General features: G+C 67.7%; 31 protein-coding genes, 1 rRNA gene and 1 pseudogene. 17 read left to right on the top strand and 16 right to left on the bottom strand.

Features of this window, described 5'->3' with window-relative positions:
- The 3 genes from ABZ796_RS00165 to ABZ796_RS00155 all read right to left on the bottom strand — a co-directional run bounded on the left by ABZ796_RS00165 (position 1) and on the right by ABZ796_RS00155 (position 2845).
- Positions 1–909 carry an NAD(P)H-binding protein gene (locus tag ABZ796_RS00165; RefSeq protein WP_357333544.1) on the bottom strand — a complete coding sequence of 303 codons (909 nt, stop codon included), beginning with the start codon at positions 907–909 and terminating at the stop codon, positions 1–3.
- Positions 910–983: 74 nt separating this feature from the next.
- Entirely contained in the window at positions 984–1352 is a 369-nt protein-coding gene (locus ABZ796_RS00160; RefSeq protein ID WP_357333542.1) for a pyridoxamine 5'-phosphate oxidase, read from the bottom strand.
- Positions 1353–1396: 44 nt separating this feature from the next.
- Entirely contained in the window at positions 1397–2845 is a 1449-nt protein-coding gene (locus ABZ796_RS00155; RefSeq protein ID WP_357333540.1) for a catalase, read from the bottom strand.
- A 196-nt stretch (positions 2846–3041) separates the two neighbouring features.
- Between ABZ796_RS00155 and ABZ796_RS00150 the strand changes: the two genes are divergently transcribed.
- Entirely contained in the window at positions 3042–3962 is a 921-nt protein-coding gene (locus ABZ796_RS00150; RefSeq protein ID WP_357333538.1) for a patatin-like phospholipase family protein, read from the top strand.
- 109 nt (positions 3963–4071) lie between these two features.
- Here the strand turns inward: ABZ796_RS00150 and ABZ796_RS00145 are convergent, their stop codons facing one another.
- Together ABZ796_RS00145 and ABZ796_RS00140 are read right to left on the bottom strand one after the other, a co-directional pair.
- Positions 4072–5118: an NAD(P)-dependent alcohol dehydrogenase gene (locus ABZ796_RS00145; RefSeq protein ID WP_357333536.1), complete on the bottom strand. Its 1047-nt coding sequence runs from the start codon at positions 5116–5118 to the stop codon at positions 4072–4074.
- A 31-nt stretch (positions 5119–5149) separates the two neighbouring features.
- Positions 5150–5608: a MerR family transcriptional regulator gene (locus ABZ796_RS00140; protein WP_357333534.1), complete on the bottom strand. Its 459-nt coding sequence runs from the start codon at positions 5606–5608 to the stop codon at positions 5150–5152.
- 148 nt (positions 5609–5756) lie between these two features.
- Here ABZ796_RS00140 and ABZ796_RS00135 point away from each other — a divergent pair, with 148 nt between their 5' ends.
- The 4 genes from ABZ796_RS00135 to ABZ796_RS00120 all read left to right on the top strand — a co-directional run bounded on the left by ABZ796_RS00135 (position 5757) and on the right by ABZ796_RS00120 (position 8723).
- A complete protein-coding gene (locus tag ABZ796_RS00135) occupies positions 5757–6230 on the top strand; it encodes an agglutinin cell wall attachment protein (RefSeq protein WP_357333532.1) in 474 nt (157 codons plus the stop codon).
- Positions 6231–6350: 120 nt separating this feature from the next.
- The gene (locus ABZ796_RS00130) at positions 6351–7148 is read left to right on the top strand and encodes an ATP-binding cassette domain-containing protein (protein WP_357333530.1); all 798 of its coding nucleotides are present in this window, start codon (positions 6351–6353) and stop codon (positions 7146–7148) included.
- Positions 7145–7909, top strand: coding sequence for an ABC transporter permease (locus ABZ796_RS00125; protein WP_357333528.1), 765 nt, complete (start codon positions 7145–7147; stop codon positions 7907–7909). The genes ABZ796_RS00130 and ABZ796_RS00125 overlap by 4 nt, the downstream gene beginning before the upstream one ends.
- A 40-nt stretch (positions 7910–7949) precedes the next feature.
- Positions 7950–8723 (top strand): MerR family transcriptional regulator, encoded by a 774-nt coding sequence (locus tag ABZ796_RS00120; RefSeq protein ID WP_357333526.1) that lies wholly within the window; start codon positions 7950–7952, stop codon positions 8721–8723.
- Between the two features lie 54 nt (positions 8724–8777).
- Here ABZ796_RS00120 and ABZ796_RS00115 read toward each other — a convergent pair whose 3' ends face one another.
- From ABZ796_RS00115 to ABZ796_RS00105, 3 genes are all read right to left on the bottom strand, one after another.
- Positions 8778–9458, bottom strand: coding sequence for a carbon-nitrogen hydrolase family protein (locus tag ABZ796_RS00115; protein ID WP_357333524.1), 681 nt, complete (start codon positions 9456–9458; stop codon positions 8778–8780).
- Between the two features lie 123 nt (positions 9459–9581).
- Positions 9582–11006 carry a glycerol kinase GlpK gene (glpK, locus tag ABZ796_RS00110; protein WP_357333522.1) on the bottom strand — a complete coding sequence of 475 codons (1425 nt, stop codon included), beginning with the start codon at positions 11004–11006 and terminating at the stop codon, positions 9582–9584.
- Positions 11003–11773, bottom strand: a complete 771-nt coding sequence (locus tag ABZ796_RS00105; protein ID WP_357333520.1) for an IclR family transcriptional regulator — start codon at positions 11771–11773, stop codon at positions 11003–11005. Before ABZ796_RS00105 ends, glpK (ABZ796_RS00110) begins: the two co-directional genes overlap by 4 nt.
- Before the next feature lie 182 nt (positions 11774–11955).
- Here ABZ796_RS00105 and ABZ796_RS00100 point away from each other — a divergent pair, with 182 nt between their 5' ends.
- The 4 genes from ABZ796_RS00100 to ABZ796_RS00085 all read left to right on the top strand — a co-directional run bounded on the left by ABZ796_RS00100 (position 11956) and on the right by ABZ796_RS00085 (position 15471).
- Positions 11956–12774 (top strand): MIP/aquaporin family protein, encoded by an 819-nt coding sequence (locus tag ABZ796_RS00100; protein WP_357333518.1) that lies wholly within the window; start codon positions 11956–11958, stop codon positions 12772–12774.
- A gap of 42 nt (positions 12775–12816) precedes the next feature.
- Positions 12817–14334, top strand: coding sequence for a glycerol kinase GlpK (gene glpK / locus ABZ796_RS00095; protein WP_357333516.1), 1518 nt, complete (start codon positions 12817–12819; stop codon positions 14332–14334).
- Positions 14335–14482: 148 nt separating this feature from the next.
- The gene (locus ABZ796_RS00090) at positions 14483–15073 is read left to right on the top strand and encodes a hypothetical protein (RefSeq protein WP_357333514.1); all 591 of its coding nucleotides are present in this window, start codon (positions 14483–14485) and stop codon (positions 15071–15073) included.
- Positions 15074–15084: 11 nt separating this feature from the next.
- A complete protein-coding gene (locus ABZ796_RS00085) occupies positions 15085–15471 on the top strand; it encodes a VOC family protein (protein ID WP_357333512.1) in 387 nt (128 codons plus the stop codon).
- 25 nt (positions 15472–15496) lie between these two features.
- Here the strand turns inward: ABZ796_RS00085 and bfr are convergent, their stop codons facing one another.
- Positions 15497–15985 carry a bacterioferritin gene (bfr, locus tag ABZ796_RS00080; RefSeq protein ID WP_357333510.1) on the bottom strand — a complete coding sequence of 163 codons (489 nt, stop codon included), beginning with the start codon at positions 15983–15985 and terminating at the stop codon, positions 15497–15499.
- Positions 15986–16073: 88 nt separating this feature from the next.
- Positions 16074–16277 carry a (2Fe-2S)-binding protein gene (locus ABZ796_RS00075; RefSeq protein WP_357333508.1) on the bottom strand — a complete coding sequence of 68 codons (204 nt, stop codon included), beginning with the start codon at positions 16275–16277 and terminating at the stop codon, positions 16074–16076.
- 135 nt (positions 16278–16412) lie between these two features.
- Between ABZ796_RS00075 and ABZ796_RS00070 the strand changes: the two genes are divergently transcribed.
- A complete protein-coding gene (locus ABZ796_RS00070; RefSeq protein ID WP_357333506.1) occupies positions 16413–17825 on the top strand; it encodes an NAD(P)/FAD-dependent oxidoreductase in 1413 nt (470 codons plus the stop codon).
- 84 nt (positions 17826–17909) lie between these two features.
- Complete coding sequence (locus ABZ796_RS00065; RefSeq protein ID WP_141790972.1) at positions 17910–18128, top strand: hypothetical protein; 219 nt, start codon at positions 17910–17912, stop codon at positions 18126–18128.
- A 74-nt stretch (positions 18129–18202) separates the two neighbouring features.
- Here the strand turns inward: ABZ796_RS00065 and ABZ796_RS00060 are convergent, their stop codons facing one another.
- The 3 genes and pseudogenes from ABZ796_RS00060 to ABZ796_RS00050 all read right to left on the bottom strand — a co-directional run.
- Complete coding sequence (locus tag ABZ796_RS00060; RefSeq protein ID WP_357333504.1) at positions 18203–18874, bottom strand: Rid family hydrolase; 672 nt, start codon at positions 18872–18874, stop codon at positions 18203–18205.
- Complete coding sequence (locus tag ABZ796_RS00055) at positions 18874–20052, bottom strand: FAD-dependent oxidoreductase (protein WP_357334138.1); 1179 nt, start codon at positions 20050–20052, stop codon at positions 18874–18876. Before ABZ796_RS00055 ends, ABZ796_RS00060 begins: the two co-directional genes overlap by 1 nt.
- Positions 20053–20204: 152 nt before the next feature.
- Positions 20205–20378: pseudogene (locus ABZ796_RS00050) on the bottom strand (amino acid oxidase); the annotation flags it as partial.
- A gap of 201 nt (positions 20379–20579) precedes the next feature.
- Here ABZ796_RS00050 and ABZ796_RS00045 point away from each other — a divergent pair.
- On the top strand, positions 20580–21074 hold the full coding sequence (locus ABZ796_RS00045) for a GNAT family N-acetyltransferase (protein WP_357333502.1): 495 nt from the start codon (positions 20580–20582) through the stop codon (positions 21072–21074).
- Position 21075: 1 nt separating this feature from the next.
- Here the strand turns inward: ABZ796_RS00045 and ABZ796_RS00040 are convergent, their stop codons facing one another.
- Entirely contained in the window at positions 21076–21537 is a 462-nt protein-coding gene (locus ABZ796_RS00040) for a hypothetical protein (protein ID WP_357333500.1), read from the bottom strand.
- Positions 21538–21705: 168 nt separating this feature from the next.
- Between ABZ796_RS00040 and ABZ796_RS00035 the strand changes: the two genes are divergently transcribed.
- Positions 21706–21993, top strand: a complete 288-nt coding sequence (locus tag ABZ796_RS00035; RefSeq protein WP_357334136.1) for a helix-turn-helix domain-containing protein — start codon at positions 21706–21708, stop codon at positions 21991–21993.
- Here the strand turns inward: ABZ796_RS00035 and ABZ796_RS00030 are convergent.
- Entirely contained in the window at positions 21982–22452 is a 471-nt protein-coding gene (locus tag ABZ796_RS00030) for a helix-turn-helix domain-containing protein (RefSeq protein WP_357333498.1), read from the bottom strand. The genes ABZ796_RS00035 and ABZ796_RS00030 overlap by 12 nt on opposite strands.
- A gap of 94 nt (positions 22453–22546) precedes the next feature.
- Here ABZ796_RS00030 and ABZ796_RS00025 point away from each other — a divergent pair, with 94 nt between their 5' ends.
- Positions 22547–23137: a dihydrofolate reductase family protein gene (locus ABZ796_RS00025; RefSeq protein WP_357333496.1), complete on the top strand. Its 591-nt coding sequence runs from the start codon at positions 22547–22549 to the stop codon at positions 23135–23137.
- 20 nt (positions 23138–23157) lie between these two features.
- Complete coding sequence (locus ABZ796_RS00020; RefSeq protein WP_357333494.1) at positions 23158–23553, top strand: TIGR03618 family F420-dependent PPOX class oxidoreductase; 396 nt, start codon at positions 23158–23160, stop codon at positions 23551–23553.
- Positions 23554–23566: 13 nt separating this feature from the next.
- Here ABZ796_RS00020 and ABZ796_RS00015 read toward each other — a convergent pair whose 3' ends face one another.
- On the bottom strand, positions 23567–24136 hold the full coding sequence (locus ABZ796_RS00015) for a TetR-like C-terminal domain-containing protein (RefSeq protein WP_357333492.1): 570 nt from the start codon (positions 24134–24136) through the stop codon (positions 23567–23569).
- A 47-nt stretch (positions 24137–24183) separates the two neighbouring features.
- Between ABZ796_RS00015 and ABZ796_RS00010 the strand changes: the two genes are divergently transcribed.
- Both ABZ796_RS00010 and ABZ796_RS00005 read left to right on the top strand, forming a co-directional pair.
- Positions 24184–24552 (top strand): VOC family protein, encoded by a 369-nt coding sequence (locus ABZ796_RS00010; RefSeq protein ID WP_357333490.1) that lies wholly within the window; start codon positions 24184–24186, stop codon positions 24550–24552.
- A 965-nt stretch (positions 24553–25517) separates the two neighbouring features.
- Positions 25518–26678 (top strand): 16S ribosomal RNA (locus ABZ796_RS00005); the annotation flags it as partial.

The raw sequence follows: 26678 nt of genomic DNA, 5'->3' as shown, positions 1-26678 counted from the left end.
TCAGAGCGCGTTCTCCTCGGCCAGCCGCTCGGCCAGGGCGCGACGTACGGCCTCCCGGTAGGGCAGCGGTTCGCCGGGCACGATATCGAGGATGCGACGGTCGCGCACGACGACCTCGGTGGTCATGGAGTCGATCAGGTTGCGCCCGGTGGTCACGTCGATGTCGGTGACCAGCGCCAGCCAGTACGACGACAGTCGGGGCGTCAGCACCGGCACCGGGACGACCGGGATCGATCGGCCGTTGGCCACCTCGGAGGCGATGGTCAGCATGTCGACGTACGTCATCGCCTCCGGGCCGCCGATCTCGAAGACCTCGCCGATGGCGTCCTCGTTGTCGATGACGCCGGCGAGATAGCGGATCACGTCGTCGACGGCGACGGGCTGCGTGCGGGTCGCGGTCCACCTCGGCACCACCATGGCAGGAAGGTTCTTGACCAGCTGCCGGGTCAGCTCCCAGGAGATGCCGCCCCGACCGACGACGATCGCGGCCCGCAGCACCGTTACCGGGACGCCGGCCTCGCCGAGGAGATTCTCGACCTCGCGTCGCGAGCGCAGGTGGGGTGAGAGGTCCCCGTCGTCGCCGAGCCCACCGAGATAGACGATCTGGCGCACCCCGGCCCGGGCGGCGGCGGCCCCGAAGGACCGTGCGGCCCGGGCGTCGCGCTCCTCGAAGTCGTCGTGGTCGAGCGAGTGCACCAGGTAGACCGCCACGTCGACCCCGTCGAGCGCGGCCGGCAGGGTGGCGGGGTCGTCGACGTCGGCACCCACCGGTTCGCCGGGGCCGTCGTAGTCGTCCGGGCGCCGGGTCATCGCCCGCACCGTGAGATCGCGTTCGGTCAGCTCAGCGACCAGCCGCCGACCGACGAACCCGGTCGCGCCGGTGACGAGCACAGTGGTCGAGGTCTCCATGGGTCGAGCCTACGGACGGCGTCAGGTGATGCGACGCGACGCGCGGGCGGTTCTTCTCGTCGCGCCCGACGACGTCAGACCGGACGGCAGTCCTGCCCGCACCCGTCCTCGGAGACCGGCCCGGACGCGTGCGACGCCGGCCGGTGCAGCACCGCGCCGGTGGGTGTCACGAGGACGTCGGATCCCTCGACACGGCCGGTGCCGTCGACGATCAGCGCATGGTCGCGCGGTGTGAGCGGGGCGTACGTCAGGGTGAGCACCGGGTTGGCGGCGAGATTCGCGCGGGTGCCGCCGCCGGGATCGGAGATCCGCAACGTCGAGCCCTCGACGACCGGATCCACGACCACGACCTTGATCCGCTCGCCCGCGGTGGTCAGCAGGAAGCCGCTGCCGAACCGCTGGAGGGTCGAGGCGAGATCAGGAAGCGCGACCGGGATGCTCACCCTGCCACCATATTCCTCTCGGGCAGGGTGAGCGCCCAGATCCATCAGCTGCCGTTGACACCCTTCGCGATCTTGTCGCCGAGGTCCTTGTCGATGTTCCGCCAGTAGTCGATGGCGCGTGCCAGCACCTTGTCCGAGACGCCGTCGGAGAGATGGCCGACGACGTTGGAGGCGAGACGGTCGCGGGCGGCGTCGTCGAGCACGTCGCGTACGAGGGTGCCGGCCTGGCCCCAGTCGTCGTCGTCCTTGCGCAGCGTGTAGGCCGAGCGCACCATCTCGCCGTCGCTGGCCCACACGGCCGTCTCGGGGTAGCGCTCGGGATCGGCCTGCGGTCCGCCGTACGAGTTCGGCGCGTAGACCGGGTCGGACACGTTCTGCATCCGCATCGCCCCGTCCTTGGAATAGCTGTGGACGGGCGCCTTCGGCTGGTTGACCGGGATCTGTTGGTAGTTCGTCCCGAGCCGTGCCCGGTGCGCGTCGGCGTAGGAGAAGCCGCGGGCAAGGAGCATCTTGTCCGGGCTGAGCCCGGTGCCCGGGACGATGTTGTTGGGCTGGAAGGCGGCCTGCTCGATCTCGGTGTGGTAGTCGGTGACGTTGCGGTCGAGCGTCATCTTTCCGACCTCGATGAGCGGGTAGTCGCCGTGCGGCCACACCTTCGTCAGGTCGAACGGGTTGAAGCGATACGTGCGGGCGTCCTCGAACGGCATGATCTGCATGTGGAGCGTCCACGACGGGTGGTCGCCGGCCTCGATCGTGTCGTAGAGGTCTCGCTGGTGGTAGTCGCCGTCGGCACCGGCCAGATGGTCAGCCTCCTCCTGGGTGAGGAACTCGATGCCCTGGTCGGTCTTGAAGTGGTACTTCACCCAGAACCGCTCGCCCGCGGAGTTGATCCACAGATAGGTGTGGCTGGAGTAGCCGTTCATGTGGCGCCAGCTCTTCGGGATGCCGCGGTCTCCCATCAACCAGGTGACCTGGTGGGCCGACTCCGGTGAGAGGGTCCAGAAGTCCCACTGCATGTCATGGTCGCGCAGGTTGTTGGCAGCCCGCCGCTTCTGCGAGCGGATGAAGTGCTGGAACTTCATGGGGTCGCGGATGAAGAAGACGGGCGTGTTGTTGCCGACCAGGTCGAAGTTGCCCTCGCTGGTGTAGAACTTCAGCGCGAACCCGCGCGGGTCGCGCCACGTGTCGGGGCTGCCTCGCTCGCCCGCGACGGTCGAGAACCGGGCCAGCAGCTCGGTGGTGGCGCCCGGTTGGAAGACCGCGGCCTTGGTGTAGGCGCTGACGTCCCCGGTCACTTGGAACCTGCCGAACGCGCCGCCACCCTTCGCGTGCGGCTGGCGCTCCGGGATCCGCTCCCGGTTGAACTGGGCCATCTGCTCGATCAGGTAGTGATCCTGGAGCAGGATCGGCCCGTCAGGACCGACGGTGAGCGAGTGCTCGTCGCTCGCGACCGGGACGCCTGCGTCGGTGGTCGTGGGCTTCTGATCCGCCATGGTGGTGCCTTCCCGTTGTCTGCTGATGGACTCGAGGTGCTCGGCTCCGGCGTCTGGGGCGACCCCTGGAACAACCCGTTTGCCTGCGGAAGCCAGCGTTGAATCACGTTGCCGCTCCGTCCGGCGGCTGTCAAGGGGACGCTCGGCCGACGCGTCGACATCGGATCGCCGGCGGGGTATCGGGGATCATGGAGGCATGGCGATGATTGGCAAGCGGGTCGCGCTCGCCCTGGGGGCAGGCGGTGCACGGGGTTACGCCCACCTGGGCGTCGTACAGGAGCTGCGGGCGCGGGGACACGAGATCGTGGCGGTCGCGGGCACCTCGATGGGGGCGCTGGTCGGCGGCCTGGTCGCGGCCGGCAAGGACGAGGAGTTCGCCGACTGGGCGACGGCGCTGCGTCAGATCGACGTGCTGCGGCTGCTCGACCCGAAGTGGCGGGCGGGCGGTGCGTTCAACGCCGAGGGCGTCGTCGCGGAGCTGGAGAACCTGCTGGGCGAGCAGCTCATCGAGGATCTGCCGGTCCCGTTCACCGCGGTCGCGACCGACCTGGAGTCGCACCGCGAGGTGTGGTTTCAGCGCGGCCCGCTGGTCAAGGCGATCCGGGCCTCGATCGGCATCCCCGGCGTCTTCCTGCCGGTGATGTGGAACGGCCGGGTGCTCGTCGACGGCGGCCTGCTCAACCCGCTGCCGATGGATCCGACCGCCGCCACGCCGGCCGACTTGACCATCGCGGTCTCGCTGCAGGGCCGGCGCACCCAGCGCGGGACGCAGTCGCCGGCGGTCGAGAACTCCGCCGACGTCGCCGCTGATGAGGACGGTACGAAGGTCTTCCGGCGGCTCCGCGGCAAGCTGGGCGTCGGCGGCGAGATGTCCACGGCGCCGAGGGCGGAGTCGAACCGTGCTCAGCCCGACCTGCGCGTCGCCGACGTCATGACGCTGTCGTGGGATGCCATGCAGGAGATGATCGCGCGCTACCGGCTGGCGGGGCTGCCGCCCGACGTCCTGATCACCGTGCCGGTGGACGCAGCCCGCACGCTCGACTTCCATCGCGCCGCCGAGATGATCGAGCTCGGCCGGCAGTTGACGGTCAAGGCGCTCGACGACGCCGGCTGCTGAGGCTGTCTTCCTTGGTCAGGCGCAGGTCAACGCCCTGCGAGGAGACGGGAGCGCCCGCCTGCCCGCAGGGCATGACCGCCCTGCCCACTGGGGCTAGGACCGCAGGGGTTCACGCCAGCGTGGACGTGTCGATCACGAAGCGGTAGCGCACGTCGGAGGCCAGGACCCGGGCGTACGCCTCGTTGATCTGGTCCGCCGAGATCACCTCGACCTCGGAGCCGATGCCGTGCTCGGCGCAGAAGTCGAGCATCTCCTGGGTCAGCGCGATGCCGCCGATCATCGAGCCGGCGAAGTTGCGGCGGTTGGTGAGCAGCGAGAACACGTTGACACTCAGCGGCGCCGGCGGGGCGCCGACGTTGACCAGGGTGCCGTCCACGTCGAGCAGCCCGAGGTAGTCGTCGACGGGGATCTCGGCACTGACCGTGTTCACGATCAGGTCGAAGCTGTTCTTCAGGGCCGAGAACGTCGCCGGGTCCGAGGTGGCGTAGTAGTGGTCCGCGCCGAGCCGCAGGCCGTCCTCCTGCTTCTTCAGCGACTGCGAGAGCACGGTGACCTCGGCGCCCATCGCGTGGGCGATCTTGACGCCCATGTGGCCCAGCCCGCCGAGCCCGACGATCGCGACCCTCTTGCCCGGGCCGGCGCCCCACTTCTTCAGGGGCGCGTACGTGGTGATGCCGGCGCACAGCAGCGGCGTCGCGGTCGCCGGGTCCATGCCCTCGGGCACCTTGAGCGCGAAGTGGGCGTCGACGACCACGTGGGTCGAGTAGCCGCCCTGGGTGAACGAGCCGTCGCGGTCCTTCGCGGCGTACGTCCCGACCCCGCCGCCGGGGGTCGAGCAGTGCTGCTCGTCGCCGTTGCGGCAGTGGTCGCACTCGCGGCACGAGTTCACGAAGCAGCCGACGCCGACGCGGTCGCCGACCTGGTGGGCGGTGACCGAGGAGCCGACCTCGGTGACGCAGCCGACGATCTCGTGGCCCGGGACGACCGGGAACGGCTGCGGGCCCCAGTCACCGTTGACGGTGTGGATGTCGGAGTGGCAGATGCCGGCGTACTCGATCGCGATGAGGACGTCGTTCGCGCCGACCTCGCGGCGCTCGATGGTGGTCGGGGCCAGCGGCTCGCCAGCGGAAGGTGCTGCGTACGCGTTGACGCGCATGGATGTACTCCTGGGGTCTGAGATAGGTGGATCAGTGGTTCTCGCGACTGCGGATCCGGTCGGCGAGCGCGTGAGCCTGCTCGCCGATCTCCTCGGCGCGGGCCTCCTCGCCCGCGGAGACCGCTCGCCAGTAGTCGGTCTTGAGACCGACGTACGCCCGCCGGAGCTCGAGATGCTCGGCCTCCCGGGCGAGGCGCTCGGCATGGCCGATGAGCAGGTCGATCTGCTCCTCGGCGCCGTCTCGGCCGAGGCGGCCGTTGGTGACGTACGTCCTCATGTCGTCGATCGAGAGGCCGATCGCGGCCAGGCACGCGACACCGGTCAGCTGGTCCAGGTCGGTCTCGTCATAGACCCGGTGGCCGCTGCTGGCGCCGCGGCTGACCGGCGAGATCAGCCCGATCGTCTCGTAGTAGCGCAGGGTGCTGGCCGGCAGTCCGGTCAGCGTCGCCACCTCTCGGATCGTGTAGTTCCGAGTCGCTGATGCAGTCACACCAACGACGCTAAGAACTTCAAGTACTTGAAGTCAAAGGGCAGATTTATCGACTTGTCCATCATCCTGCGAGACACTGCTGACCCGGGTGTCCCGGGGCCGGACCGGGTGACTGTGGACGCACACCCCGACGACGAAAGGCTCGGCAATGTCAGTGGTCGATGTGATCGCTCCTTCGACGGTTCGGCAAGAACACCTCTTCGAGCAGATCGCCATCCGTCTCCCTGATGAGGTCGACGGCGATTGGACGGCGGTCGTCTTCAACCACCGCAACCTCTCGAGCGTCTCCGACGGCCGCATCGACATCCATCGACCAGGTGGCTACATCGACTACTCCGTGCCTCCGGACGTGGTCATCCCGTTGATCGAGGAGCTCAGGCAGGTCATGTACCGGCCCGGGAGGGGCACCTGGTTGTCCGGGCAATGGACCATCACCGACATCGACGGCAACGGGGAGAAGATCTCGGCCGACGCCTCGTTCAATCGCGACGACGAGCCCTTGTGGCGCCGCGCAGTGAACCCTGAGATGTACGCCCTCGACCTCGAAGCCTTTCCGCGCGACCAGGAGAGCACCCCTGACTGGCTACGTCAGAAGGTCGCTGAGGCACGCAGAGCGTCCTAGGCACCCACCCCCGCGGGACCGACGTTCCCCGCGCTTCTGAAGGGCTCGATCAGCGTCGTCGAAAAAGGTCGGAACTTCCGCTTGACCTTGACCCAGCGTCAACCCTCGACGCTGTTCGACATGAACCCGACACCAGCAATCCAGATCGCCGGACTGACCAAGTCCTACGGCGACGTACACGTCCTCCAGGGCGTCGACCTGAGCGTCGAGAAGGGGAGCATCTTCGCCCTCCTCGGCTCCAACGGCGCCGGCAAGACCACGACCGTGAAGATCCTGACCACGCTGCTCAAGGCGGACGGCGGCCAGGCGACGGTCAACGGCTTCGATGTCGCCACCCAGGCCCAGGACGTACGCACGTCCATCAGTCTCACCGGCCAGTTCGCCGCGGTCGACGAGATCCTGACCGGTCGCGAGAACCTCATCCTGATCGCCAAGCTGCTCCGGCAGAAGAACCCGGGTGCGGTCGCCGACGAGCTCCTCGCCCGGTTCTCGCTCACCGAGGCCGGCAACCGCAAGGTCGCGACGTACTCCGGTGGTATGCGCCGCCGGATCGACATCGCGATGAGCCTGATCGGCAACCCACCGGTGATCTTCCTCGACGAGCCGACCACCGGCCTCGACCCCGAGGCGCGGATCGAGGTGTGGGCCACCGTCAAGGAGCTCGCCGACAGCGGCACGACGGTCCTGCTCACCACCCAGTACCTCGAGGAGGCCGAGCATCTCGCCGACCGGATCGCGATCCTCCACGAGGGCCGCATCATCGCCAACGGAACCCTCGCCGAGCTCAAGGCGATGTTCCCGCCGGCCAAGCAGGAGTACGTCGAGAAGCAGCCGTCCCTCGAGGAGATCTTCCTCGCCATCACGAGCAAGTCCAACGGCAAGTCCGCCGGCACGAACACCGTGAAGGAGTCACGATGACCACCCGATTCTTCGGCGACACCGCCGTCCTGCTCGGCCGCTCCCTGCGACACATCGGCCGCAGCCCCGACACCATCGTCACCACCGCGATCACGCCGGTCGCGATGATGCTCATGTTCGTGTACGTCTTCGGCGGCGCGATCGACACCGGCTCCCACGAGAGCTACGTCAGCTATCAGCTACCCGGCATCCTGTTGATCACCATCGCCTCCGGCATCGCCTACACCGCCTACCGTCTGTTCCAGGACAAGAACGGTGGCATGTTCGACCGGTTCCAGTCGATGCCGATCGCCCGGTCCGCGGTGCTGTGGGGTCACGTGCTGACCTCGGTGGTCGCGAACATGATCTCGCTGGTCGTGGTGGTGCTCGTCGCCCTGCTGATGGGCTTCCGCACCGGTGCGAGCGTGCTCGACTGGCTCGCGGTCGTCGGCATCCTGGCCCTGTTCACCCTCGCGCTGACCTGGCTCGCGGTGGTCCCGGGGCTGACCGCCGGCACGGTCGAGGGAGCCAGCGCGTTCTCCTACCCGCTGATCTTCCTGCCCTTCCTCAGCTCGGCGTTCGTGCCGACCGACACGATGCCCGGCCCGGTGCGAGCCTTCGCCGAGCACCAGCCGGTCACCTCGATCGTCGACTCCATCCGGGCGATCTTCTCCGGTCAGGAGCTGGGCAACGAGCTGTGGATCGCACTGGCCTGGTGCGTCGGCCTCCTGGTCGTCGCGTACGTCCTGGCCACCGCCGCCTACCGTCGCAAGTTCGCCTAAACCACGAGACAAACCCGGGCGTTCCCGTCACTATTCGGGGATGCTCACGATCAGCCAGCTGGCTTCCTCCGCAGGGGTCACCGTCCGGGCAGTGCGCCACTACCACGCCAAAGGGTTGCTGGTGGAGCCCGAGCGCGACCACTCGGGATACCGGCGCCACGACGCCGCTGCCGTGGTCGACCTGATCAAGATCCGCATCCTCGCCGACGCCGGCGTCCCGCTCTCCCGTGTCAAGGAGCTGCTGGACGCCGGCGACGACGATTTCAAGAAGGCGGTCGCCGAGATCGACAAGCGCCTCCGCCTCGAGATCCGCGAGCGCCAGGCCCACCGCGAGCGGATCGCCCGCCTCGTCCACGGTGACGGTCTCGCCCTCCCGCCGGAGGCGGTCGCCTACCTGGAGCGGATGCGGGAGCTCGGCATCCCGCAGCGGATCATCGACGGCGAGCGCGACGCCTGGATCCTCGTCGCCGCCCAGCAGCCGCAGAGCATGGAGGCGTTCATCCGCAGCAAGGTCGGCCAGCTCGACGACCCCTCGGTCGTGGGGACCTACAAGGAGCTGGAGGCCATGCTCGACTGGCTCCCCGGAGACCCCCGCCTGGAGGCCATGGCCGACCGGATCGTCTCCCAGCTCGAGGCGATCTCACCCGAGGACTGGGCCGCCTACGTCGACGACGACCAGGCCATGCCGCCCGAGCTCGTCGCCCTGCTCGACTCGATGTTCGTCGAGCAGGTCCCCGTCGCCGGCGACCTCATGCGCCTGGTCGAGAAGCGCGGCTACACCGGCTGGACCAAGCTCGAGCGGATCCAGGACTAGCAGGACGTACGCCTGGGGTGATCGTCGGCGGTTCAGGTGCCAGTGCCCGGCCGATCATCTGCTGACGACGGCCGTCGCGGTCTCGTCGGGTTCGGCGCTCGCTTCCGCCAGCAGCTCCCCGTCGGCCGCCCAGATGCCCGAGTGTCCGGAGGTCCGGTCGAAACCGCCGCCGGTGGGGCCCGCGAAGGCTGCCGCGGCGACCCACACCCCGTGGTCGGCCGCGACCCGGCGGGCGCGTTCGCCGAGGACATCGACCTCGTGGTCGGCGTGGATGACTCCAGCGACGTACCCGTCGATGCCCAGCGCTGCGGTCTGCGCGGCGTGCTCGGGAATGCCCGTGTCCCGGCAGAGGGCAAGCCCCAGCCGCCACCCGTCGACCTCGATCACGGCCGGTTCGCCGGGGAGGAAGCGGTCGGCCTCGCTTCCGTGCAGGTGCACCTTCCCGTAGGTGACGCGTGCGCCACTGCCGTCGATGGCGAGGACGCCGATGTACGGACCTGGCACGGGCGCGCCGGCCAGGGCAAGCGCCCCGCTCTCGGTGCATGCGGCGACGATGGGAGCCAGGCGCTCGTCGTCCGGACCCACCGTCGCCGCCTCCAGCTCGTATCCCGTCAACGACAACTCCGGGAAGACCACCACCCGTGCGTTCGCCGCCCGAATGGCCTCCGCATGCGCCGCGGCGTTCGCCTCCACGTCGAAAGGCGTGCACCTCGGCTGTGCCACGGCGATGCTCAACCGCTGATCCACTGTCACTCCTGGGTGTGGGGGTGAGCTGTGGTCACCGGGCGAAGATCGAGCACGGCAAGACCCTAGACACCTGAGCCCAACACCGCGACATCTTTCCTGCGGCACGCTTCCTCAGGTACCCCAGCCGATCGCGAGCTCGACCGCCCGCCGCCACCGTGCGAACTCGGCCCCGAGCCCGGCCGCATAGGCGGCACCGCGCGAGACCGTCTCGGCCACCATCGGACGGACGACGGGGATGTCGAGGAAGTCGGCGATGGTCTGCATGAGGAGGTTGTCGGCGGTCATGCCGCCGTCGACGGCCAGCCGGGTCAGCGGCGCCGAGGCGTCGGCGTTCATCGCGTCGATGACCTCGCGGGTCTGCCAGGCGGTGGCCTCGAGGACGGCTCGACACAGGTGCGCCTTGGTGACGTACGAGGTCAGCCCGACGATCACGCCGCGAGCATCGGGCTCCCAGTGGGGTGCGTACAGACCCGTGAACGCCGGGACGACGTAGCAGCCACCGTTGTCGGCGACGGTCAGTGCCTGGGTCTCGATCTCGGCCGCCGAGCGGATCAGGCCGAGGCTGTCACGGAACCACTGCACCAGCGAGCCGGCGACGGCGATCGACCCTTCCAGCGCATACGCGGCGGGCTCACCCTCCATCGCGTGCGCGACCGTGGTGATCAGTCCGTGCTGCGAGCGCACCGGCGACGTGCCGGTGTTGAGGAGCAGGAACCCGCCGGTGCCGAAGGTGCACTTCGCGTCGCCGCGATCGAAGCCCGCCTGTCCGAACAGTGATGCCTGCTGGTCGCCGATCACTGCCGTCAACGCGATCCCCGCGATCGGCGCGACCGTGGTCCCGAAGGAGGAGACCGTCGGCCGGATCTCGGGCAGCATCGCCCGGGGAACCCGCATCGCCGCCAGCAGCTCCGGGTCCCAGTCGAGGGTGCCGAGGTTCATCAGCATCGTCCGGCTGGCGTTGGTCACGTCCGTGACATGAACCCCGCCGGAAGTCCCGTTGGCTGGCCCGCCGGTCAGGTTCCAGACCAGCCACGAGTCCATCGTCCCGAAGAGCAGGTCCCCACGCTCCGCGCGCTCGCGCAACGACGGAGACGAGTCGAGCAGCCAGCGCACCTTCGGCCCGGAGAAGTACGTCACCAGCGGCAGCCCGCTCCGAGCCTGGATCTCCTCCTCCGGCATGTCCGCGGCCACCGCAGGCAGCACGGAAGACGACCGGGTGTCCTGCCACACGATCGCGTGGTGGACCGGCCGGCCGGTGTGCCGGTCCCACACCACCGTGGTCTCGCGCTGGTTGGTGATCCCGAGCCCGACGACCTGGTCCACGGAAGCACCCGCATCCGCGAGCGCCTCCGGAAGCACCCGGCAGACGATGTCCCAGATCTCCATCGGGTCGTGCTCGACCCAGCCCGCGCGCGGATAGTGCTGATGATGCTCCCGCTGCGCCAGCGAGACCATCCGTCCCTCGCGGTCGAAGAGCATGCACCGGGTCGACGTCGTGCCCTGATCGAGCGCGGCCACATAGAGAGGAGGATTCATGCCGCCCGGCCGTGACCGAGCGCCCGTGAGATCGACCGGGAGACACCGACGACCTCCTCGACGAGATCGTGGCGAGGAAGCTCGCGCGCGTCGCAGAGCCGTACCACCGGTCCCGCGATGCCCACAGCTGCGACGACATAGCCACCGCGGTCACGCACCGGCGCCGCGATCGCGGCCAGCTCCGGTCGTACCTCGGAGACGGCCGCGGCCCACCCGGTGTCGCGTGTGTCCGCCAGCGCGCGCAGCAGCGCCGTGCGGTCGGTGATCGTCCGGAACGTCAGCCGGTCCAGCCGCTGCCCGACGATGCTGCGGGCGGCGCCGGGATCGAACGCCACGAGCACCTTCCCCAGGGCGGTCGCGTGCAGGGGGAGCGCCCGCCCGGTGTCCATCGCCTGCATCCCCGGCCCTGCCCGGATGACATGGTGCGCCACGACCGCGGATCCCTCGCGGTAGGCCGCGATCCGCGCCTCCTCGCCCGTACGCGCTGCCAGCGTGTCCACCCAGTTCAGCGTCTCCGAGCGCAGCTCGTTGAGGTCCAGCGTCACGGACCCGAGATGGAGCAGCCCGGATCCCACCAGGTAGCGCCCGGTGGCCGGTTCCTGGTCGACGAAACCCGCCTCCACCAACGTACGCAGCAACCCGTGCGCCGTCGGCTTGGCCAGCCCCACGGCGGCTGCCAGCCGGCCAAGTGGCATCGGTTCACTCTCGGCGGAGAGCACGCGCAGCAGCGCGGCCGCCCGCTCGACGGATTGCACGGTCCGAGACATCGGGTAAAAGCGTAGGGGCCGAACAAATACCCGACACCGGGTTCGGAGATCCGGGGGCCAGTGGGTGCCACCCGGTGAAACACGGCAGCGTTCGACAATGCTGAACGGACGACATTGTGACGCCCATCACGTTTCCCTACGGTGCTGAGGTCCGCCAGACCCCCACACGGCAGGAGCAGCGCATGCAGGCAAACAGGAAGCTCATCGGAGAGCTCAGCGCCGAGTTCGCCGGGACCATGATCCTGATCCTCTTCGGCGTCGGTGTGGTCGCTCAGGTCGTGACCGGCGACGGTGGCCTGGGTGATCACGACTCGATCGCCTGGGCCTGGGGGATCGGGGTGATGCTGGGCATCTACACCGCTGGCCGGATCAGCGGCGCCCACCTCAACCCGGCCGTCAGCCTCGCGATGGCGGTCTTCAGCGACTTCGAGTGGCGCAAGGTGGTGCCCTACAGCGTCGCCCAGATCCTGGGCGCCTTCGTCGGGGCTCTCATCGTGCGTGCGGCCTACGGCGACGCGATCGCCAGCGTCGACCCCGGCCACACCCACGCGACCCAGGGCATCTTCTCGACGCTTCCGGGCAACGGCGACGCCGCGCTCGGCATCAGCCTCACCACCGCCTTCGCTGACCAGGTGATCGGCACCGCGATCCTGCTGTTCCTGATCATGGCGATCACGGACGCGAAGAACTCGGCGCCGATCGCCTGGTTCGCGCCCGTCGCGATCGCGTTCGTGATCGTCGGGATCGGGATGGCCTGGGGCACCAACGCCGGCTATGCCATCAACCCCGCCCGCGACTTCGGACCGCGCCTGGCCTCCTTCGTCACCGGCTACGACGGAGCCTGGGTGACGGCCGCCGGCGATCTCTACTTCTGGATCCCCATCCTCGGCCCGCTCGTCGGTGGACTCATCGGAGCCGGAGCGTACAAGGTGTTGATCGCACGTTTCCTGCCTGCCGAGGAGGAGGCTGAGGAGACCAGCGACCTGCCCGCCGCCGCCTGACCACCGATCGCCCCGGACAACAAAGAAACCGAAAGGACCGACATGCCCGACTACGTCGCAGCCGTCGACCAAGGCACCACCAGCACCCGCTGCATGGTCTTCGACCACGGCGGCAACGAGGTCGCCCGCCACCAGCTCGAGCACGAGCAGATCATGCCGCAGGCGGGCTGGGTGGAGCACAACCCGGTGGAGATCTGGGAGCGCACCAGCTCGGTGATCCAGACGGCCCTCAACCGCAAGAAGCTGACCCACGAGGACATCGCCGCGCTGGGCGTCACCAACCAGCGCGAGACCACGGTCGTGTGGAACAGGAAGACCGGTCGCCCCTATTACAACGCGATCGTCTGGCAGGACACCCGCACCGACCGGATCGCCTCCGCCCTGGACAGGGACGAGCGTGGCGACATCATCCGCCGCAAGGCCGGTCTCCCGCCCGCGACCTACTTCGCCGGCGGCAAGATCCAGTGGATCCTGGAGAACGTCGACGGCGTCCGCGAGGCCGCGGAGGCAGGCGACGCCATCTTCGGCACCACCGACAGCTGGGTCGTCTGGAACCTGACCGGCGGCCCCCACGGCGGCGTACACGTCACCGACGTCACCAACGCCAGCCGCACCATGCTGATGAACCTGGAGACCCTCGACTGGGACGACGAGCTGCTCGGCTTCTTCGACATCCCGCGCCAGATGCTCCCCGAGATCCGGCCCTCCTCCGAGCCCAACGCCTACGGCACCACGCTCGCGAACGGACCCCTCAAGGGCGAGATCCCGATCACCGGCATCCTCGGCGACCAGCAGGCGGCGATGGTCGGCCAGGTCTGCCTGGACGCGGGCGAGGCCAAGAACACCTACGGCACCGGCAACTTCCTCCTCCTCAACACCGGCCAGGAGCTGGTCCGCTCCCAGAACGGCCTCCTCACCACGGTCTGCTACCAGTTCGGTGACCAGCCCCCGACGTACGCCCTGGAGGGATCGATCGCCGTCACCGGCTCCGCGGTGCAGTGGCTGCGCGACCAGCTGCGGGTGATCAGCAACGCGGCCCAGTCCGAGACCCTGGCCAAGGAGGTCGAGGACAACGGTGGCGTCTACTTCGTTCCCGCCTTCTCCGGCCTCTTCGCGCCCTACTGGCGTTCGGACGCCCGCGGCGTGATCGTCGGCCTGTCCAGGTTCAACACCAGCGGCCACATCGCCCGCGCGACCCTGGAGTCGATCTGCTACCAGAGCCGCGATGTCGCCGACGCGATGGAGAAGGACTCCGGCGTACGCCTCGAGGTGCTCAAGGTCGACGGCGGTGTCACCGTCAACGAGCTGTGCATGCAGATCCAGGCCGACGTCCTGGGCGTCGAGGTCAGCCGTCCGGTGGTCGCCGAGACCACCGCGCTCGGTGCCGCCTACGCGGCCGGGCTCGCCGTCGGCTTCTGGAAGAACACCGACGAGCTCCGCCAGAACTGGAACGAGTCGAAGCGCTGGAAGCCGGCCTGGAGCGAGGAGCAGCGCGAGTCCGGGTACGCCGGCTGGCGCAAGGCCGTCGACCGCACGCTGAACTGGGTCGACGTCGACTGACGGCGCCGACTGACGGCGTCTACTGAAAACGCCTGTATGGGGTATGTGCGGGGCGACCCCGAGGACGTACGTTGCGAATTGGGCCCGGCCGGGGCCCGGCAACTGCCTCGACCGGTCCGTTGGCACACCGACGACCGAGGAGGCAGCGATGTTCATCCAGATGATCCAGGGTCCCTGTACCCGGCAGGACGAGGCTCACCAGTTGCTCGACGAGTGGCGTCGAGACCTGGCGCCGAGCGCGAGCGGGTGGCTGGGCGGCACCTACGGATTCACCGACGACGGCCAGCTCATCGGGGTGGTCCGCTTCGAGTCCCGGGAGATGGCGATGGCCAACTCCGACCGCCCCGAGCAGGGCGAGTGGGCGGCGAAGATGGCCGAGGTCATGGACGGGCCGATGGAGTTCCACGACTGTGACGACGTCACGCTGCTGCTCGACGGCGGCTCCGACGACGCCGGGTTCGTGCAGATCATCCGCGGCCGTGTCGACGACCCGAGCCGGCTCAAGGCGATGATGGCCGACACCACCCAGCTGCACGAGGCGCGCCCGGAGATCCTCGGTGGCACCCTCGCGATCGAGGCGGACGGCAGCTTCATCGACACCGTCGCGTTCACCAGCGAGGCCGAGGCGCGCAAGGGCGAGCAGATGGAGCCACCGGAGGACGTACGCCGCGAGCTCGACTACGCCATGAAGGGCGCGACCTTCTACGACCTCCACCACCCGTGGTTCGAGAGCGCCTGAGGAGGCCCGTGATGCTGACCGACAGCACTGTGATGGCGAACATCCCGGCCGCCGACCTCGAGCGGGCCCGCCGCTTCTACGCCGACAAGCTCGGGCTCGAGCCGGCGGACGAGAACCCCGGCGGGCTGGTCTACACGACGACCGGCGGGACGTCCTTCCACCTCTACGAGACCGAACATGCGGGCAAGGCCGGTCACACGATCGCCCAGTTCCACGTGGCCGACGTACGCAAGGAGGTCGACGACCTCGGTGCCAAGGGCGTCAGCTTCGAGCACTACGACATGCCCGGGGTGACCTGGGACGGTGACGTCGCCGGGATGGGCGAGGCCGGGCACGCGGCCTGGTTCAAGGACAGCGAGGACAACATCCTCTGCATCGACGACATGGCGCCTGCCTGACGCGGAGGGTGACGGGCCCGGTTGCTCAGCCGGGTCCCTCGCCCGCGCCCACGTGCTGGGCCAGGTACGCCTGGAGCCCGACGCGTTCGATCGCGTCGAGCTGGGACTCGAACCAGTCGGCGTGCTTCTCCTCGTCGCGGACCATCTCCTCGAAGACGGCGGCGGTGCCGTGGTCGCCGAGCCGGTGACACTCCTCGCCGCCGGCGTTGAACTGGGCGACCGCGGCGCGCTCGCTCGCCAGGGCGAGGGAGAGCATCTCCTCGGCGGTCTCACCGACCTGGATGGCGTTGAGGCGCTGCACGTTGGGGTGACCGTCGAACATCAGGATCCGGTTGATCAGGTCGTCGGCGTCGCGCATCTCGTCGATGGAGAGGTCGTAGAACACCTTCCCGAGCTTGGGCAGGCCCCAGTTGTCGAGCATCCGAGCGTGCAGGAAGTAGGTGTTGGTGACCGTGAGCTCGAACGTGAGCGCCTCGTTGAGGAGCTCGACGACGCGTGGATCAACTGGCTGCATGAGGCACCTCCGGTAACGGGATCTTTCCCGATACTCGCACGGCACCCCGGGAGTGAGGACAGACTCAGTTTGAGGCCGGTAGCGTCCGTCAGCTGGCGGCGCCGTCGGCCGCGAGGTGCGTGCACTCCTGCTCGAGATGCCGGCTGACCAGCTTCTTCACCGAGAAGATGCACGAGCCGCAGTCCTGGGCGGCGCCCGTCGAGCGGCAGATCGCGCTGACCGTACGCGCCCCGTCGGCCAGCGCGGCGTCGACGTCACGGTCCGTGACGACTCGGCACTGGCAGACGATCATGCGTTTAGGTTAGCCGAACCTAAACGCGATGACGAGCGAGCGTCCCACTTCTTACCTTTCGATCCGCTCGCGAAGACTCACATTCTCCCGGTATGGTCCAGGTCACACCGTCGCTCCCGGCCCTCGGAGGATCTCTTGCGTATCGCAGTCATCGGCACCGGCTTCGGCGGCCTGGCCGCCACGATCGAGCTCAAGAAGCGCGGCCACGACGACATCGTCGTGTTCGAGAAGGCCGGTGACGTCGGCGGCGTCTGGCGGGAGAACGCCTACCCGGGCGCGGCCTGCGACGTACCCTCCAGCCTCTACTCCTACTCCTTCGAGCCGAACCCGCACTGGCCCCACAAGTTCTCCCGCCAGCCCGCGATCCTCGACTACATCCGCCACGTCGTCGACAAGTACGACGTACGCCGCCACATCCGTTTCCACACGGAGGTGATCGCGGCCCGCTGGGACGACGAGGCGAAGACGTGGCAGCTCGACCTCAGCACGGGGGAGACGGAGACGGTCGACCTGTTCGTACCTGCCGTCGGCCAGCTCTCCCGGCCCTCGATCCCGAGCATCCCCGGCGCGGACACGTTCCGTGGGGAGGCCTTCCACTCCGCCGAGTGGAACCACGACCTGAGCCTCACCGGCAAGCGCGTCGCGGTGATCGGCACCGGCGCCAGCGCGATCCAGTTCGTGCCCGAGGTGCGGAAGGACGCGGCGAAGGTGCTCCTCTTCCAGCGTTCGGCGCCCTACATCGTTCCCCGCAAGGACTACGAGCGGTCCGATGCCGCGCAGCCCATCCTGCAGCTCCTCAACCGCGCGAAGATCTGGGTCCAGGCCGAGTGGCTCACCACGACCTTCCACTTCAAGCCGTTCGGAGTGGCCGTACTCGCCTGGTCCAAGAGCCACATGAAGGCTCAGACCGCTGCCAAGCCGGGCCTCTTCGAGAAGGTCTGGCCCGACTACCCGATCGGTTGCAAACGTGTCCTCTTCTCCGACGACTACCTCCCGGCCCTCGCCCAGCCCGACGTGGACCTCATCACCGACGACATCGTCGAGATCACCTCGACCGGCGTGACGACCGCCGACGGTCAGCACCACGAGGTCGACGTGATCATCTGGGGCACCGGGTTCAAGGCGACCGAGTTCCTCGCCCCGATGACGATCAGCGGCACCCAGGGCCGCGACCTGCACACTCACTGGAAGGACGGCGCCCACGCCTACCACGGCATGACCGTCCCGGGTTTCCCCAACCTGCTGATCATGTACGGCCCCAACACCAACACCGGCGGCGGCTCGATCATCTTCTTCCTGGAGACCCAGGCCCGCTACCTCGGCCGGTACGCGGACCACGTCGCCGACGCCGGGCCGCTCGAGGTGCGCGCGGAGGTCGAGGAGGCGTACGACGCGCGGATCCAGGACAAGCTGGCCGAGAGCGTCTGGAGCAGATGCACCTCCTGGTATCGCGAGAAGAACGGCCGCATCACCACCAACTGGCCCAGCATCTCGGCCCGCTACCGCCGCAGCGCCAGCTACGACAAGGCCGACTACACACCTGCCTGAAACGCTCTGATAGGCCATCTGATGGGCCATTGTGACCAACCTGTGCATTCCCTTATCCGTGTGGTAGGGCACATACTCGAAGGGATGACTACCTCAACCCCCCGGCGGCGACACTTCGCCGCGAGTCCTTTCAAGGCAGATCCCGAGCCGGTCATTGAGCAGTTCGAGTCTGGGGACCTGGTGTCCCACGACTCCTTCGGCCTGGGTCGGGTCGTCAACAAAGAAACGGCCGCAGTCACTGTCGACTTCGGTCCCCGACTGGTGCGCATCGCCAGCCCCTTCCCCAAGCTTTCCAAGCTCTGACCACCACCGTCTGAGCTGCACGAGAATCGCCCTCCCCGAGCACTGCTCGGAGAGGGCGATCTCGTTGTGCGGGGCTACTTCCGCTTCACCGGATAGGCCGCGTCGACCTCCACCTCGACGAGCCACCCGTCCACGGGCAGGTTCTCGATCTCGAGCGCGAACCGCGACGGCCGGGCGGGGTTGACGACCATCGGAGCGGCCGGCGCAGCCGAGCCCAGCGGCACCGGGACCGCCTCGCCCGTCGAGACCGAGGTGTTCGCGAAGAACTGCCGGTAGGCCCGGTTCCAGCCCGCGAAGTCCATCTTCGCCTCGCCCGCGGGGTTCTGCAGGAAGACGCGCATCGTGATCACGTCGTCGTAGGAGAGCCCGGCCGCCTCGACGTTCTCCCCGATCCGGCGCAGCACGTTGATCCCCTGTGCCTCGGTGATGGTCACACCCGGCGGCAGCTCACCACCCGGGAACACCGCGGTGTCGATGTAGGCCGCCTCGCCGCTCGCCCCGGTGTTGAGCTGGGACGGACCGAGCCCGCTGGTCTTGTAGATCGCGGCCTCCGGTCCGATCGCGACGCCGTTGGCGATCGACGGGTTGTCCTGACCCGCGGGCAGCACCGAGATCGTCTCCCCACCACGCGGCGGACGGTGCCCATGAGAAGCGCCCGACCACTTGCTCCCGGCGACCGCCGCCGTCGGAGCGACCAGAGCCGCGGTCAACGCGACCACAGCCAGCACCTTCGTACGCGGCGACATCATGCCGTCACCCGCGCGTGCAGCTTCTCGACGGCCGCCCGGGCGGCCGTGATCGCGCCGTGCTGCCAGGCGACGGCGTGACTGAGGTGGTCACCGGCGAAGTACGTGTTGCCGGTGGCGTCCAGCAGCCGCGTGTAGAGCGGATCGGTGTCGGCCGTCGTCGAGTAGGCCCAGGCTCCCTCGGAGAACTTCTGCGTCTTCCAGTCCTGGCTGTAGGAGGCGGTGATGCCCTCGCCGTAGACGTCCCCGAAGATCTGCTTGCCCATGTCGACCGCGCGCGAGAGCCGCTGGGCCGGGGCGAGCGCACCATAGGTGTCGGCCGCGCTACCGGTGTTGTAGTAGCCGATCATCGTGCCCTTGTCACCGTTGAACCCGTACGACGGGTGCCACATGTTGCGCAGGTCGAGGCGGGTGTTGGTGATCCCGCCGTAGATCCGGAAGTCCTCCTCCCACCAGCGCCGGTCGTACTCGATCCCGATCTTGCCGGCGTTCGAGGGCCCGAAGGACTTCAGGCTCGCGGTGACGTCGGCGCCGAGGTTGTGCGGGACCTTGGCCGCGATCTGCGGCGGCATGCAGTTGATCGCGAAGTCGGCCTCGACGGTCTCGGTCCTGCCGCGAGCCTTGTAGGCCACCGAGACGCCGGTCGAGGTGTTGTTCCACTCGACGACCTCGGCCCCGTAGCGGATGTTTCGCGCCCCCACGGCCTTGGCGAAGGCGTGTGGGATCGCGTCCATGCCGCCGACCGGCTGATACATCATCATCGCCTGGTCGTAGCCGAACTCGAAGGAGAAGTACTGCCCCAGCCCGGCGGCGAGGACGGCGCTCATCGCGGCGGGCGCCACCTCGGTGCCGGACTCCTGCCCGGCGCCCGGCTCGACGGTGTAGCCCGCGCGGCTCGAGCCGGTGTAGGCGTACCCCTCGGCCTTGGTGCCGATGTCGCCGAAGCTCCTCAGGAACGAGATCAGCGCCTCCTTGTCGGCGGCGGTCAGCTCCTCGTCGAGCGCCCCCTTGTCGGTCGCCTTCGCGAGCAGCTCGGAGACATAGCCGTACGTGTCCGCCTTGGCCTGACGCATCTGCACCGCGCCGATGCCGTGGTCGCCGGGGTAGTAGAGCAGCGCGTTGGCGTTCTGGTTGGTGAACGCCTCGATCGGGACGCCCAGCTCCTTGCAGTAGTCCAGCGTGATGTGGCTCTGCGGCAGCCGCCCGGGCCCGCGTTCATGTACTGACCCTTGGAGAACCCGGCGACCTGCGTCACCCCGTTCAGATCGGTCACCCGGGTGCCGCCGCGGACGGTGAAGTTGCGACCGCCCGGCCGCTCGCGGCCTTCGAGCACGGTCACCTTGTAGCCACCCTTGAGCAGCTCGTACGCATCAGTGAGCCCGGCGATGCCGCCGCCGAGGATCACGACCGACTTGCTGCCGGCCCGGGCGAGATCGGAAGGCTTGGGAGGAGTGAAGCCGGGGGTCTCCGCGGCGTGCGCCGAGGTGAGCCCGAGAGCACCCATGCTGTGCACCATGACACCTGCGCCGCCGGCGAGGCCGACATTGCGCAGGAAGTTCCGACGTGACTGGGTCTGCGTCATGTGGGGGATCCAATCTGTTGGGGACGCCCCGCAACGTAGGTAGCCCTTGTTGCGCTGCGATTGCGTTTGCGTCTCGCTAGAACGCTTGTTCCCCAACTCGTCAGTAGCCTTAGGATCGGCCCCGTGACCGTCATCATCCGCGAGGCAGATCCCGCCGACGTACCCGAGATCCTCCGCCTCGTCCACGCCCTGGCCGACTACGAGAAGGAGCCCGACGCCGTCGAGGCGACGGAGGCCGACTTCACCGCGGCGCTCTTCCCCGAGGCCGGCACCCCGACCACCCGCTGCCTCATCGCCGAGGACGACGGCGCGGTCATCGGCATGGCGGTCTGGTACGTCACCTTCTCCACCTGGACCGGCCGCAACGGCATCTGGCTTGAGGACCTCTTCGTCGACCCCGAGCACCGCGGGGCCGGCGCCGGCAAGGCCCTCCTCGTACGCCTCGCCGAGATCTGCGTCGAGAACGACTGGCGCCGCCTCGAGTGGTGGGTGCTGAAGTGGAACGAGCCGTCGATCGCCTTCTACCGCTCCCTCGGCTCCGTCCCGCAGGACGAGTGGGAGGTCCACCGCATCGACGGCGCAGCCCTGTTGGAGCTCGGCGCCGCCGGCGGCGTCTGACCTAGGCGTACGCAGCGGCGAACCGCCGCGCCCACTCTCCGAAGCCGCGTGCCGGCCTGCCGAGCACCTGCCCGACGTGCGGGCTGACCGCCTGCTCGGCGGCGGTCGGGTTCCCGAGGATGGCGAGCGTCCCGTCGACCACCTCGGGCGGCATGAACGCCGACAGCTGACTGCGCGCCTCCGCCGGGGTCAGCTCGACGAACTCCAGCGGTCGCCCGGTCGCCGCCGCGATCTCCGCGACCCGCTCGCGAGGTGTGGTCGGGACCGGCCCGGTGATCTCGTACGTCCGCCCCGCATGAGCGTCCTCGGTGAGGACCGCCGCGGCGACCTCGGCGATGTCGAGCGGGTCGACCACGGGAAGCGCGATGTCACCGAACGGCGCCTGGACGGCGCTCGTCTCCCTGACCATCGGCACCCAGGCGAGAGCGTTGCTCGCGAAGCCGCCCGGACGCAGGATCTCCATCCATGTCTGGGATCTAGCTGTGCGACGACGTTAGATCCCTCGATACACTGGGTTCCCCAAGGTAAGTATTGGAGCGACATGACCTGGCGTCCGAGCACCGACGAGCCGATCGAGGCATGCCCGATCACGCCGGCTGTGGAGCTGATCTTCAGCCGCTGAACCACCCCGATCCTGTGGAGGCTGCACGAGTTCGGCACCCAGCGCTTCGTGGAGCTGGAGCGCCGCCTCGGCACCATCTCCTCGAAGGTACTGACCCAGCGTCTGCGCCAGCTCGAGCGCGACGGCCTCGTCGAGCGCCGCTACCACGCGGAGGTCCCACCGCGGGTGGAGTACGACATCACCGACCTCGGCCGCAGCCTGCAGCCGGTCTTCGCCGCCGTCGGCAACTGGTCGGAGGCGAACATGCCCGCGGTGGAGAAGTCGCGGCAGGCCTACACCGGTCCGCTACCCCGCTGACGCCGGCTGCGTCGCAGCGCCCGGTCCGGGCAGCACCTCGACGTCGTCGGCGTGCATCGGCTCGCCGCAGTGCGAGCACCGCAGATCGACGTGCCCGATCTCCCCGCACGCGTGGTGCCGGTAGAGAACGGGCGGCCCGGCCTCGCCCGCGAGCCACCTGTCACCCCAGCCAGCCATCACCATCAGGATGTCGACCAGCTCGCGCCCCTTCTGCGTCAGCACGTACTCATAGCGCGGCCGGTTGTCGTAGGCCCGCTTCTCCAGCACCCCGTGCTCGACCAGATGTGCCAGCCGCTCGGTGAGGACCTTCCGCGAGATCCCGAGATCCGCCTGGATCTGGTCGAACCGGTTCATCCCGACCCAGATGTCGCGCAGCACGAGCGGCGACCACGGCTCCCCGATCACATCGAGCGTCCGCGCGATCGAGCAGGCCATGTCACCGAAGTTCGTACGTTGCATGGATCCGAATCTACCATTTGGGGTTCCCTGAAGGAACCCAGAGTGCTACGGTCACTGAGTCTCTTCAGGAAACTCCAACCCTCAGGGAGCGATCATGAGCAAGGTCCTCGCAGCACTCTCGGTCTCCGTCGACGGCTTCATCACCGGCCGCGACCCCGGCCCCGGCCGCGGTCTGGGTGACGGCGGCGTCCTCTTCGACTGGTACTTCGACGGCGACACTCCCAGCCAGGTCTTCGACGGCTTCAAGCTCTCCGAGCCGAGCGCTCGTGTCTTCGACGCCCTGGCCGCGCGCGACGGGGTCAGCCTCGCCGGCCGCAACACCTATGACGACTCCGGTTGGGACAACGGCGGTGCGCCGCACCCCACGGCCCCGCTGGTCGTCCTCTCCCATCGTCCCGCTCCCGCGACCCATGAGCGCCAGACCTTCGCCGCCACCATCGAGGACGCCGTCGCCCTCGCCGAGAAGCAGGCCGGCGGCAAGGACATCGGGCTCATGGGTGGCGGCGTGGTGACCGAAGCCCTGAAGGTCGGCCTCGTCGACGAGATCGTCCTCCACCAGGTCCCGGTGCTCCTCGGTTCCGGCCGCCGCTTCTTCAACGAGCTCCCCGAGCACATCTCGCTCGAGATCGTCGACGTCGTCCCCGCCCCCGGCGTCACCCACCTCCACTACCGCGTCATCCGCTGACCACCGCAAGGAGAAGAACGATGATCAACCCCGACGTACGCCCCTTCCTCGAGGGCACCAACCTGGCCCATGTCGCCAGCATCGGCCCCGACGGTGCCCCACGCACCTCCCCGGTCTGGGTCGGCACCCACGGCGACCGCGTCGTCTTCCTCACCGGCAACCGCGGCCGCAAGTACCGCAATCTCCGCACCGACCCGCGCATCGCGCTCTCCCTGGCACCGCAGGAGAACGACTTCATGCCGGTCATCCTCCGCGGCCGCGTCGTCGGCTGGGTCGAGGACGAGACCCGCTGGCCGATCATCGACGAGATCGCCGCCCGATACACGGGCGCGCCCTATCCCCGTGACGTCGACGCGTACGGCGACCGCGCCGTCGCCCTGATCGACCTCGACTACCAGCACATCGGCGTCGGCTGACCCGGCTGCCGGATCACCGCTCTCCGAGAACGGTCGCCACCAGCCCCTCGACCTCGTCCGTACGCAGCGGCTCCGGCGTCATCAGCCGGCGATAGAACACCGCGCCCGCGAGCGCTTCCGCCGCACGCTCCGGATCCCTGACAGCATGTCCCGCATCCCGCAGCCGGGTGAGCGCATCGACCAGCCGCGTACGCCGCTGCGCGCTGTAGCGGTGATGAAGCTCCCGCAGTCCGGGGTCACGCTCGGCGCCGTCGAGCACGGCGGGAAGACAGTCGGACATCAGGGAGGACTGCATGGCGGAGGCGAGGTGGGCGACGATCGCGACCACATCGGCTCGCGGGTCCTGACCGCCGGCCTCCGGACGCGGCTGCACGTTGAGCGTCTCCATGGCTGCGGCGACCAGGCTGAGCCGGTCGTGCCCGAGTCGGTAGATGGTGCTCCTGGCGACAGCGGCACGTGTCGCCACGCCGTCGATGCTGAACCCGCCGTATCCCCGCTCCGCGAGCTCGGCGAGCGCCGCTTCGAGCACCCGTTCCCGGCTGCGTACCACTCGGGGATCCGTACGCCCTTGACGAGAAGCCATGCCGTGAGCCTACTATGCAACAGTAGTGTTGCAGAGAGGAGAGACAGATGGTTCCCGGATTCCGCTACATCGTCGACGACATCCCTGCCGCCGTCGCCTTCTATCGCGAGCTCGGGTTCGAGGACGTCGGCCCGAAGGCCGGCGGGTTCGCGATGCTCGAGGGCCACGGGCTGCGGCTGATGCTGAACACCCCCGGCGCGGGCGGTGCCGGACAGGCTGCCGACGACGGCAAGGTTCCGAGCCCCGGTGGCTGGAGCCGCATCCAGCTTGAGGTGTCCGATGTCGACCAGGAGCTCCGGCGTCTGAGCGAAGCCGGCGCGCGGATACGCACCAGCCGCATCGACGGCCGGGGTGGTGCCCAGGCCCTGATCGAGGACCCGGCCGGCAACCCGGTCGAGCTCTTCACGCCCGCCTGACCGACAGGTCGCAAGGCCTCTGGCGCCGTGTGTTGTGAACGGGCCACGGGCCTTGTTCCGGGGGTCTACAGTGGAGGCCAGAACATCGCACGAAAAAAGTTGCCCTGGCGATTTGAAACGGCGCCAGGGTGTGTGTAGTGTTCTCCGAGTCGCCAGGGTGCGGCGGGAAGCAAGCGCGAGTCTTCGGGCGGGCTTCCGGCCCCGGAGCGGCCACCTCCACTCTTCGAGCATCGCTCGAGCCAGGGTGTTCTAGATGTTGATCTTCGAATCGACGACGGAGCCTCAGCCGGATCTGGTCCAACCAGATCAGCGCGGTCATGAGTGGGCAGGTTTAAGCGATAAACACTGCGGGTTTCCCGAATTGGTGATTAGAGCGAAAGCCACTAAAGTCCTCCAGGACTGAAGCGGATAAAGCTTCGAACTTTCAGCGAGAAAGCGCGGAACGCGCCGAATTGCGAAAGCGAGAAACACTCCGCTAAAGTCCGGAAAGACAAAGCAGAGAAACAACTGCTAATCCAGCGGAAAGCGCGAAAGCGCCGAGTTGGTAAAGCGAGAGTGGCTCTGATAAAGTCTGCGAGGCAGGACCGGCCAAAGGGTCTGGAGCTGGCAAGGAAAGCGTGAGAAACGCCGAATTGCTTAAGCGAAAGAAAGCCTGGTAGGGTTCAGCACGAAGAACAAAGCAGGAACTTAAAGCGAATAAAGCAGTCACCGGACTGGCTGGGACGAGAGTCTGAAATCTACCGGTGTGCGTGTGATTCTTGAGAACTCAACAGTGTGTCATAGTCGACGAATTAGTTTGTTATGCCCCGTTGACCTACATCCCAAGGGGATGATGGTTGATGGTTTCTTTGACAATTGATTCTGGCAATTATCCAGTCTTTCGGGACTGGTGAACATGTCAGTGTCTCCTGTCAGGGCATCTCTTTTTCCAAGCATGTTGTTTACAGTGTGTTTGGTGTTGTTTTTCAACGGAGAGTTTGATCCTGGCTCAGGACGAACGCTGGCGGCGTGCTTAACACATGCAAGTCGAGCGGAAAGGCCCTTCGGGGTACTCGAGCGGCGAACGGGTGAGTAACACGTGAGTAATCTGCCCCAGGCTCTGGGATAGCCACCGGAAACGGTGATTAATACCGGATACGACAACCGATTGCATGATCTGGTTGTGGAAAGTTTTTCGGCCTGGGATGTGCTCGCGGCCTATCAGCTTGTTGGTGAGGTAATGGCTCACCAAGGCTTCGACGGGTAGCCGGCCTGAGAGGGTGACCGGCCACACTGGGACTGAGACACGGCCCAGACTCCTACGGGAGGCAGCAGTGGGGAATATTGGACAATGGGCGGAAGCCTGATCCAGCAACGCCGCGTGAGGGATGACGGCCTTCGGGTTGTAAACCTCTTTCAGCACAGACGAAGCGCAAGTGACGGTATGTGCAGAAGAAGGACCGGCCAACTACGTGCCAGCAGCCGCGGTAATACGTAGGGTCCGAGCGTTGTCCGGAATTATTGGGCGTAAAGGGCTCGTAGGCGGTCTGTCGCGTCGGGAGTGAAAACCAGGTGCTTAACACCTGGCCTGCTTTCGATACGGGCAGACTAGAGGTACTCAGGGGAGAATGGAATTCCTGGTGTAGCGGTGAAATGCGCAGATATCAGGAGGAACACCGGTGGCGAAGGCGGTTCTCTGGGAGTATCCTGACGCTGAGGAGCGAAAGTGTGGGGAGCGAACAGGATTAGATACCCTGGTAGTCCACACCGTAAACGTTGGGCGCTAGGTGTGGGATCCATTCCACGGGTTCCGTGCCGCAGCTAACGCATTAAGCGCCCCGCCTGGGGAGTACGGCCGCAAGGCTAAAACTCAAAGGAATTGACGGGGGCCCGCACAAGCGGCGGAGCATGCGGATTAATTCGATGCAACGCGAAGAACCTTACCTGGGTTTGACATACACCGGAAAGCTGCAGAGATGTAGCCCCTTTTAGTCGGTGTACAGGTGGTGCATGGCTGTCGTCAGCTCGTGTCGTGAGATGTTGGGTTAAGTCCCGCAACGAGCGCAACCCTCGTCCTATGTTGCCAGCAATTCGGTTGGGGACTCATAGGAGACTGCCGGGGTCAACTCGGAGGAAGGTGGGGATGA

This window comes from Nocardioides sp. NPDC047086, from assembly GCF_040643685.1.
Taxonomy (GTDB): Bacteria; Actinomycetota; Actinomycetes; order Propionibacteriales; family Nocardioidaceae; genus Nocardioides.
The sequence above is the reverse complement of the archived record's forward strand: the minus strand, read 5'-3'. Positions and strand labels throughout refer to the sequence as shown.